This is a genomic window from [Clostridium] symbiosum ATCC 14940, assembly GCF_000466485.1.
Classification (GTDB): Bacteria; Bacillota; Clostridia; order Lachnospirales; family Lachnospiraceae; genus Otoolea; species Otoolea symbiosa.
This window is the reverse complement of record NZ_KE992907.1, coordinates 1-8,643: the sequence shown is the minus strand read 5'-3', so window position 1 is coordinate 8,643 and position 8,643 is coordinate 1. Positions and strand designations below refer to the sequence as shown.

Sequence of the window (8,643 nt, the reverse complement as noted above, 5' to 3'; positions counted from 1 at the left end):
GGAGATACTGCCGACATCTTCCGGCGGAGAAGGAAAGAATGATATCCGGAAGGACGTTCATCTGAGAGTCGATAGCTCTTAGACAGAGGGAGGCAAAGCGCGCCGGGCGGATATCAATCTCTCCGGCTCCGCCCTGCGAAAACGAAACCACAGTATCTCCTTCTCCAGCCAGAGGCCACTCCCCCGGGACGAAAGACTCATATGCACACCCAACCACCCCGTCCGCTGGCCGTACCGGCGACGTCCTCACCTGCTTAATTAAATCTCTACCCCTTCATTTTCGGCTTGAAAATCAGAGAAGCAATATAACCAAATATCAAAGCACCCGATATTCCGGCTGAACCGGCAGTAAATCCGCCTTTAAACAGCCCAAGTATACCGTCCTTGCCAACAGCCTCGCTAACGCCCTTCCACAGGGTATTACCAAAGCCAAGCAGCGGGATGGTAGCCCCGGCTCCGGCCCACTCGGCAAACGGTTCATAGATTCCTATCCAGCCGAGGACTGCCCCTGTAACTACAAGCAGCACCATAATCCGTCCTGGAAGGAGCTTTGTCTTGTCCATTAATATCTGTACCGCGGCACAAATCAGGCCGCCTATCAGAAATGCTTTTATATAATCCATATCTCTATTTATTCCTCCATTCCGATTGTGTCCGCTCAGGCTCCGATATGCTCGAGCATTACCGCATGGGCAATTCCGGGAACATTCTGCCCCTCGTTGAAGCTGATCTGGGAAAGCAGCGCGCCGGTCGGCACAAAAAGCACTCTCTTCCACTCCCCGCTGCGCAGCTTCGGAAGAATATAGCCGCATAAAGTCACGGCCGAACAGCCGCAGCCGCTTCCGCCGGAGTGTGTATCCTGAACAGCCGAATCAAAGATCGTCATACCGCAGTCCATATGAATCCCTTTCACATCATGGCCTGCCTTATCCATGAAGTCAAATAGAATATTTTGTCCGACTGAGCCGAGATCTCCCGTGATTATCTTGTCATAATAAGTCTGATCCACTTCATAATCCCTGAAATTCTGCAAAATCGTATCAACTGCCGCCATTGCCATTGCCGCTCCCATGTTCATGGAATCCCTTGACTGCATATCCACTATTTTTCCCGCCGTAGCCCCGGTCACCTTTGCATAGATCTTTTCCTGAGCGGAGGGACTCTCCTTCCCATCCTTTCCCACGATAACAGAACCGCAGCCTGTTACCGTCCAGGTCGTCGAAAGCGGTCTCTGATTGCCGTATGCCAGCGGAAAACGGAACTGGCGTTCCGCAGAAGCAAAGTGGCTCGACGCCAGAGCCATCACACGGTCCGCATAACCTGCGTTTACCGTCATGGAAGCCAGCATGATTGCCTCTCCCATGGTTGAGCAGGCACCGTACAGACCGAACACCGGTATCTCCAAATCCTGCACGCCGAAAGAAGTAGCCACGATCTGTCCCAGAAGATCTCCTGCAAACAGATACCGGATATCGCTTTCCTTAAGCCCTGATTTTTCCAGGCATTTGAGAGCCGTCTGTCTCTGGAACTCGCTCTCGGCCGCCTCCCAGCTATCCTGTCCGTACATCGGATCCGGCTCCACCCTGTCGAAACAGGATTTAAGCGGGCCTTCGCCTTCTTTTTCACCGACGATCGATGCCGCTCCCATAATCACCGGTTCCTTATCAAATTTTATGCTCGCTTTTCCTTTCTGCATCTCACCTGCTCCTTTCTTTTACTGATTCAGCCCGAAACCGAATATCACACTGATAACACCGAGCGCCCAGGACACCAGAACACCGTAAAGGATAACCGGCCCGGCGATTGTGAATATCTTGCAGCCCACACCAAAAACCTGGCCTTCCGCTTTGTACTCAATGGCGGGGGCAGCCACAGAGTTGGCAAAACCGGTTATGGGTACAAGTACCCCGGCTCCGGCGAAGCATGCAATTTTCTGAAATATGTTAAGTCCTGTCAGAACAACACTTAAAAGAATCAGGATTAACAGCGTCCATGCTGCAGCCGCATCCTTTTCAAGCCCTCCCTCTTTAAAAAGATTCAGCAGAATCTGGCCGATCATGCAGATTAGCCCTCCGGTTAAAAAGGCCGCCAAAACATTTTTAAAGGTACTGTGTACCGGTGTCTTTTGCTTTACATACTCGCCATATTGTTTTTTATCTATTTCCATCTGCTATGCGCCTCCTGTCTTTCTTCAAAATCTCTAACTTACTAAAATGTGCAGCATCAGCTTCCCATGCCTCCCAGAAAGTAGACCAGGCAGCCGAATAATTTTCCGAGGGCAACGGATAAAATCACATACTGGAGCCCCACGGCAAGCCGGATCCTTCTGCTGATAACCGGGAGAGCCTTCAGTGTTTCCGCCAGGGACATGACAAGACAGCCGACAAAGATGCCGCTGCAAAGTCCGAAAATCCCCAGCACAAGATGGCCCAGAATCGGTATCCCCAGACCTCTGGCGCCAAACAGCATCGGAAATTCAAAAATATCCAGCACGTTTCCGAAAATTCCGCCGATAATGATAACGGTCTCGTAAAGAAGAATATGACGGCTTGTCCCCGTTTTTCCAATCACCCGGGGAAAGACCCCTATGATGGCCAAAAAAGCAAAAACGCCGGCCGCTATGACGCCGCCGGCACATAATCCGATAAAAACCAGAAGAGACTGTCTAAGAAACATCTACGCCAGACTCCTTTCTTCCGTCATTCTGAATCAGGGTTTTATTGATATTATCTTCATATAAACGCATTTCCACTTCAAGCGGCGTCGGATCCGTATTCAGCTTGAGCTTTGCAAAATGGTTAAAGAATACGATAATTCCCAGCGCAAGGCCGACTGAGTAGGAGGTTTCCAGTATGGTCAGTCCATCCGACTCCTGTCCCATGATAAGACGGTAAAGTTCCTTAAATACATCCAGTACGCTGGCATCGTTGTTAAAAGTCATAATTGCAAATGCCGCGCCTGAAAAACACACCAGGCAGACAAAAATAGTTTTCAGCCACTGCCAGGTGTACATTGGCTTTTTAGATGGCTGATAATCAATGATAAAATCTGTTTCTCCTACACTGTTGACTTCCGCTTCCGGAACATTTTCAGAAATTTTCTGAACAACGTCCACAATGCTGCCCATATACCGTTTTTCCTGATCCGAATGGATTGTCTGCACTTTCACCGCTTTGCAGCGGCTGGCCGTGCTTTTGTCACTGCAGTAAACATCTGCAATGTCACTCAGGAATACATCTTTTTTATGGACCTGGGTAATCTGGCTTAGTTTTACATATACTGTCTGTGTCATGCTGCCATCTCCATTTCTTCCCTGATTTCCAGGTTTCTGACGAAGGTGCCGTCAACATGGGATGAGTTACGGCCCACGGTCAGAAGACAGTACCATACTACGGCCACGATAGCCGCCATACAGCAGAGCAGTATGATTAATCCTGTTTTTTTTCGCAGATTCATGTCACTTCACATCCTTTTCCTCTGAACTGTTTAGGGATAGTATGGTGCAAAGACGGATTTTTATTCTCTGTAAAAATAATTTAATATGAAGATCGGAAACAGGGAGGCGGCCCCTGTCTTTGCCGTCTCCCTGTTTTACCTTCCTATGAAACCATACCTACAGTTTTTCACGCATCTCACGCAGTATTTTCCGTTCCATTCTGGACACCTGCACCTGGGAGATTCCAAGGATCTCCGCTATCTGGGTCTGGGTCTGATTATAAAAATACCGTCGGACTATGATTTCCCTCTGCTTTTTCTCCAGTGATTTCAGAAGCTCTCCCAGAACCATGCGGTCCAGAAGCATTTCATTTTCTTCTTTTTCTTCCGCCACCTTGTCGATGAGGGACAAGGTATTATCCTCTCCCGAACCGGAAGGCGCATAGAGTGATTCAACCTGGCAGCCGGCTTCAAGGGATGCCGCCACCTCCTCTTTACTGACCTCTAAAGCTTCTGAAATCTCCTCCAGCGTAGGCTCGCGTCCCAGGGAACCCGACAGGCTCTCACGGACCGCGCTTACCTTAAAGCCCAGTTCTTTAATGGAACGGCTTACCTTGATCATTCCGTCATCCCTGAGAAACCTCTTGATTTCTCCCGTGATCATGGGAACTGCGTAGGTGGAAAACCGTACGTCATAGGAAGTATCAAATTTGTCGATTGCCTTGATTAGACCGATACTTCCAATTTGAAACAAATCTTCTGTCTCACATCCTCTTCCCGTAAAACGTCTGACAATACTCCAGACAAGTCCTACGTTGTCCATTACCAGCCTTTCTCTGGCTGCTTTATCCCCGCTGTGAGCCATCTCGATCAGTTTCATGGTCTCATCCATAGAGTCACCTGCCGATTTTCTTTTTCATTTTTACCATAGTTCCCCGGCCTGGCTCTGATTCCACCTCCACCTGATCCATGAACGCCTCCATAAAAGAGAATCCCATACCGGAACGCTCCCCGGAGGTATCGCTGGTATACATGGGCTCCATCGCAATCCTGATATCTTCAATTCCTTTCCCTTCGTCCCTGATCCATACGGAAAGCTCATCTTCCTCAATACCGGCTTCTATGTAAATAATTCCTTCCCCGTTCCCATATCCGTGTATGACACAGTTGGTTACCGCCTCTGAAACTGCGGTTTTTACATCGTTAATTTCTTCGAGGGTCGGATCCATGCGGCTCATGAATACGGCTACCGTAACCCTGGCAAACTCCTCATTTTCCGACCGGCTCTCAATCTGCATTTTCATCCATTCTTTTCTGGGCATTTTTCCGGCTCCCTGTTCTTTTATATCCATATTTAATTGAATTTCCTGCATGGTCTGTCCCGCCTTCACACTATTCTCCTCTCTTTCCTTATCCATAGATTGCCTCTTCCCTTGTATCACACTTTTTGACAAGTCTCATTATCCCTCCTATCGTCAGGATTCTCGTGATTCTCGGACCTGCGCCGTAAATGCGGACCGTTCCCCGGCTGCCCTCCATCTGTTTGTACCGGCTCAGCAAGACTCCGATTCCGGAACTGTCCATAAATTCCGTGTTTGAAAAATCAAAAACAATTTTGTTGATATAATTTTCTTCCATCAGAAGATCCGTTTCATATTTCAGATTACGGCAGTTATGATGATCCAGTTCCTTCGGCAGATGGATGATTAGAGCCTGTCCGTCTGCCTCATAGGTAAAAAGTTCATTCTGCATTTTTATATGCTCCTTTCGATATTTCAATAATAAGCTGCTGCTTTAAATTCAATGAAAAAAGAAGACACTACGGGTATCATCATTTATCTTCCGTAGTGTCTTCTATCATGTTGCTGCTTTGCGCCCTTTGCCGTTTATTCTCCGGCTGCGCTGCTTTCTTCCGGAGCGCTGCTTTCACCGGCCGGAGCCTGCGTCTCATCTGCAGCCGGCTGGGTTTCACCTGTATCCGCACCCGCTGTGCCGGTCCCCGCAGTACCGGTTCCCGCAGCGCCGCTGTTACCCGAATCCGCCTGCGACGGCTCTGTTCCCGATGGATTTTGATTTCCCATCGACTGACCCGGCGCACCGGCCGCCTCGCTCTGCGGCGCCAGCTCCGCCAACTGGCTTCTCGCCCTGTCGGCATATTCCGAATCGGCAAACTGGGTGACGACCTGGGTGAAAAGCTGAACGGCCGTATCCGTCTGTCCCTGGGAGCGGTTAATCATCGCCATATTAAAGATAACCTTAGGGTTATCCGGCCTGATGCTCAGACAGGTCTGATAGTAGCTCAACGCCTCGCTCAGTCTTCCTGCGGACCACATCGTATAAGCCAGGTCCTCCAGAGTCTGGTATCCGTTAGTCTCTATATCCTGCTTCACCGCATTGGCAATGGCAAGATCTTTTTCATCCGTAAACAGGGCCGGATTAAAACCGGCATAAAGGGATACCGCTTCCGTCAGGTTATTATTTCTGTACGCCTGCAATATTTTTACCAGAATACTGTACTGGTTTACCACGCTTTCATTGCTGTTTAAGAAGTTGTTTAACTGCTCTTCCGCCGAATCCTTATCGCTTTTATAAGTCTCAATGCTGTTGTTCAGGCTGGAGATTTCCTCATTTTTCTGATTGAGCTGCTCATTATACTGGAGTATCTCCTGGTTGTGTTCGTTATTTAATTTCTTCGTCGCGGCCGGCATGACAAGGAAAAAGATAACCGCCGCGCCCAAAAGGAGTCCCGCACCGATATTGAGTACGGACTGCCACCCGGTATTCTCTTTGTAGCTGGGCGGAATAATGACATCGTCATCCTGCATCTGCCGGTGGGAAAATGCATTTTTAATCTTTCTGCGCTCAATCTCAGCCTTTCCCGTCCTGGCCTTGACAATCGACATATACCAGGATGCCTTGGGATTATTTTTATCTATTTTTAATACTTTATAGAGAGATTTTCCCGCCTTGGTATAGTCTTCGTGACTGATATACAGCAGCGCCAGCAGCAAATGCGCCTTAATGAACTTCGGATTGGCTTCCACCACACGTGTAAGCTGCAGGACCGCCAGATCGTCGCTTCCGCTCTGAGCCTGCTGGAGAGCCAGATTATACTTTTTCACATTCTGGCTGACCACCTCGAGGCGTTCCGGTTTTCTCTGTATCTGCTCCAGATAATGATCCGCCCTGTTGTCATTCTCCTGGAAATTCATGCTTATAACCCACTGTACAAGCGCCTCCGAGATCTCTCCCATCTCATAATATATAAGGCCCAGCAGATTTCTCGCTTCTATATGGTATTTATTCAGGTTCAGGCACTTTTGCAGATACTGTACCGCACCTGTCAAATCTCGTATTCTCGCCAGTTCCAGCCCGGTATTGTAAAAGCTGTTGGAAACCAGGCGGATTCTTTTCATCTGATCCATTCTTACCGCCTATTCTTTCATTCTCTTTAAAAGTTCAATCATGATGTCGGACATATCCGTCAAATCACTTTTTACAATCGCCTCGCCGATATCTTCCACCTCAAGGCTTGGTTTAAACCGCTCTATTTCACTGTCAAAATCAATTGCCAATACTTCTTCGCTCATGCTTAATTCCTCCTCAGCACATCCTTTATCTCTCCGATCAAATAGAGAGAACCTGCGCAGAAAACCGTATCCTCTGCTTTTTTCTCATTAACAGCCTCTTTTAATGCTTCCTCCACCGTTTTAATCACCCGGATATCGTGGCCGCTTCCATTGTCCATTGTTCCGGCCCGGCCGTCTACAGCATTCCAGGCATCGTGGGCGGCCTGATTAAGTTCATTAATCGCCAGCCCCCGTCCATATTCTATCTGTGTCAGAATCAGCACATCCGGCATAAATTCCCTGCAGAGAATCTCCGCCATCTCACGGTATTCCTTATCTGAAACCACGGCAAACACAAGGATTTTCCTGCCGCCGTGCCTGGCGGCAATCGTCCTGGCCGCTTTTGCAAATTCACGGATTCCGCCCTCATTGTGGGCGCCGTCCAGATAGACGTCCTTCATGATCTGCTCCATCCGTCCGGGCCATACGGCCTGTCCGATACCTCTGCAGATTACATCCCCGCCGATTCCCATAAGCTCAGCAGTGCGGAACGCCAGCATAGAGTTCACCGCCTGATATTCGGCGGCAAACGGGATATCGAGACGGTATTCTCTGTCCCCATCCTTATTCTTTGCCAAAAGCTTTAAGTGATCGCCGTCAAGCTCCAGTCCGCTGTAGGACGTATTGTCCACCGGCCAGGCCCTGCTGCCCATCTCTTCCGCTTTCGCCCTGATGACGGATGACGCCTCGGCCGATGTATTATCGAATATTACGGGTACGCCGGCTTTGATAATACCGGCCTTCTCTCCTGCAATCTTGGATACTGTGTCACCCAGGTATTCCATATGATCCAGGCTGACAGACGTAATCACGGCCGCCAGGGGATGCTCCACACAATTTGTCGCGTCCAGACGCCCGCCGAGTCCTGTCTCCAAAATTACATAATCGCAGGGTGATTCTTTTACCATAACCATAAACATTAAAAATAAAAACTCAAAGTAGGAGGGATGGCCCGCCCCTATTTCTCCGAATGCTTCGAGCGCGTCACAAACCTTCCGGAATGCAAACAAAAATAATTCATCCTCCACATCACGTCCGTTAAAAGCAAACCTTTCCCGGATCGAAAGCAGGTGGGGGGATGTAAATACAGCAAAGCTATGTCCGGACTCCCTGAGAATGGATGACAGAAATGCACAGACAGAGCCTTTTCCATTGGTACCTGCAATATGCACGATTTTCATATCCTCCTGAGAAATTCCCAGAATTTTCAGCATTTCCCTGACAGTTTCCACAGTATGCTTCTCTTTAGAAAACTTCGGTATCTGATCCAGATATTCTGCTGCTTCATTCACAGCTGCGTTCTGTTCTTTCATCATATCTTCCATCTTTCTGCCTGAAGGCCTTTATCTGTAAACGGCAGTAACCGTTCAAGCTGTCAAAACTTTGACAATCGGTAATACCGCTTCATGTATAAAATAATGGTTTTACTTTACTATTATAATATACATCAGGTATTATGCAAGGAGTTTATTTCGGTATTTTTTCTGATATATCGACACGTTACTGTTCATATGGCAATGTCATTTAGTTAACAGTGCAATAAAGGGAGATTTAACTGAGGTTGGAGGACGCGTCCGGA

12 protein-coding genes are annotated in these 8,643 nt (G+C 48.4%); all 12 read right to left on the bottom strand.

The genetic code is table 11. The features are described from left to right. Positions 1-266 precede the first annotated feature (266 nt). The gene (gene spoVAE / locus CLOSYM_RS10355) at positions 267-623 is read right to left on the bottom strand and encodes a stage V sporulation protein AE (RefSeq protein ID WP_003504323.1); all 357 of its coding nucleotides are present in this window, start codon (positions 621-623) and stop codon (positions 267-269) included. Positions 624-658: 35 nt separating this feature from the next. Continuing rightward, positions 659-1,696 (bottom strand): stage V sporulation protein AD, encoded by a 1,038-nt coding sequence (locus tag CLOSYM_RS10350; RefSeq protein WP_009296436.1) that lies wholly within the window; start codon positions 1,694-1,696, stop codon positions 659-661. A gap of 18 nt (positions 1,697-1,714) precedes the next feature. Beyond that, positions 1,715-2,167, bottom strand: a complete 453-nt coding sequence (locus tag CLOSYM_RS10345; protein ID WP_003504319.1) for a SpoVA/SpoVAEb family sporulation membrane protein — start codon at positions 2,165-2,167, stop codon at positions 1,715-1,717. A gap of 56 nt (positions 2,168-2,223) precedes the next feature. Then, positions 2,224-2,676 (bottom strand): stage V sporulation protein AB, encoded by a 453-nt coding sequence (locus CLOSYM_RS10340; protein WP_003504317.1) that lies wholly within the window; start codon positions 2,674-2,676, stop codon positions 2,224-2,226. Beyond that, positions 2,666-3,292 (bottom strand): stage V sporulation protein AA, encoded by a 627-nt coding sequence (locus CLOSYM_RS10335; protein WP_003504316.1) that lies wholly within the window; start codon positions 3,290-3,292, stop codon positions 2,666-2,668. The genes CLOSYM_RS10340 and CLOSYM_RS10335 overlap by 11 nt, the downstream gene beginning before the upstream one ends. Continuing rightward, positions 3,289-3,456 (bottom strand): hypothetical protein, encoded by a 168-nt coding sequence (locus CLOSYM_RS23015; protein WP_003504312.1) that lies wholly within the window; start codon positions 3,454-3,456, stop codon positions 3,289-3,291. The genes CLOSYM_RS10335 and CLOSYM_RS23015 overlap by 4 nt, the downstream gene beginning before the upstream one ends. 157 nt (positions 3,457-3,613) lie before the next feature. Next, positions 3,614-4,327, bottom strand: coding sequence for a SigF/SigG family RNA polymerase sporulation sigma factor (locus tag CLOSYM_RS10330; RefSeq protein ID WP_003504310.1), 714 nt, complete (start codon positions 4,325-4,327; stop codon positions 3,614-3,616). A 4-nt stretch (positions 4,328-4,331) separates the two neighbouring features. Next, entirely contained in the window at positions 4,332-4,808 is a 477-nt protein-coding gene (gene spoIIAB, locus CLOSYM_RS10325) for an anti-sigma F factor (RefSeq protein ID WP_390570610.1), read from the bottom strand. Positions 4,809-4,845: 37 nt separating this feature from the next. Continuing rightward, entirely contained in the window at positions 4,846-5,187 is a 342-nt protein-coding gene (locus CLOSYM_RS10320) for an anti-sigma factor antagonist (RefSeq protein ID WP_003504306.1), read from the bottom strand. A gap of 134 nt (positions 5,188-5,321) precedes the next feature. Next, entirely contained in the window at positions 5,322-6,860 is a 1,539-nt protein-coding gene (locus tag CLOSYM_RS10315) for a tetratricopeptide repeat protein (protein WP_003504304.1), read from the bottom strand. Positions 6,861-6,869: 9 nt separating this feature from the next. Beyond that, positions 6,870-7,025, bottom strand: a complete 156-nt coding sequence (locus CLOSYM_RS23010) for a hypothetical protein (protein WP_003504302.1) — start codon at positions 7,023-7,025, stop codon at positions 6,870-6,872. Positions 7,026-7,027: 2 nt separating this feature from the next. After that, the gene (locus CLOSYM_RS10310; RefSeq protein WP_021642093.1) at positions 7,028-8,389 is read right to left on the bottom strand and encodes a bifunctional folylpolyglutamate synthase/dihydrofolate synthase; all 1,362 of its coding nucleotides are present in this window, start codon (positions 8,387-8,389) and stop codon (positions 7,028-7,030) included. Positions 8,390-8,643: the final 254 nt, after the last annotated feature.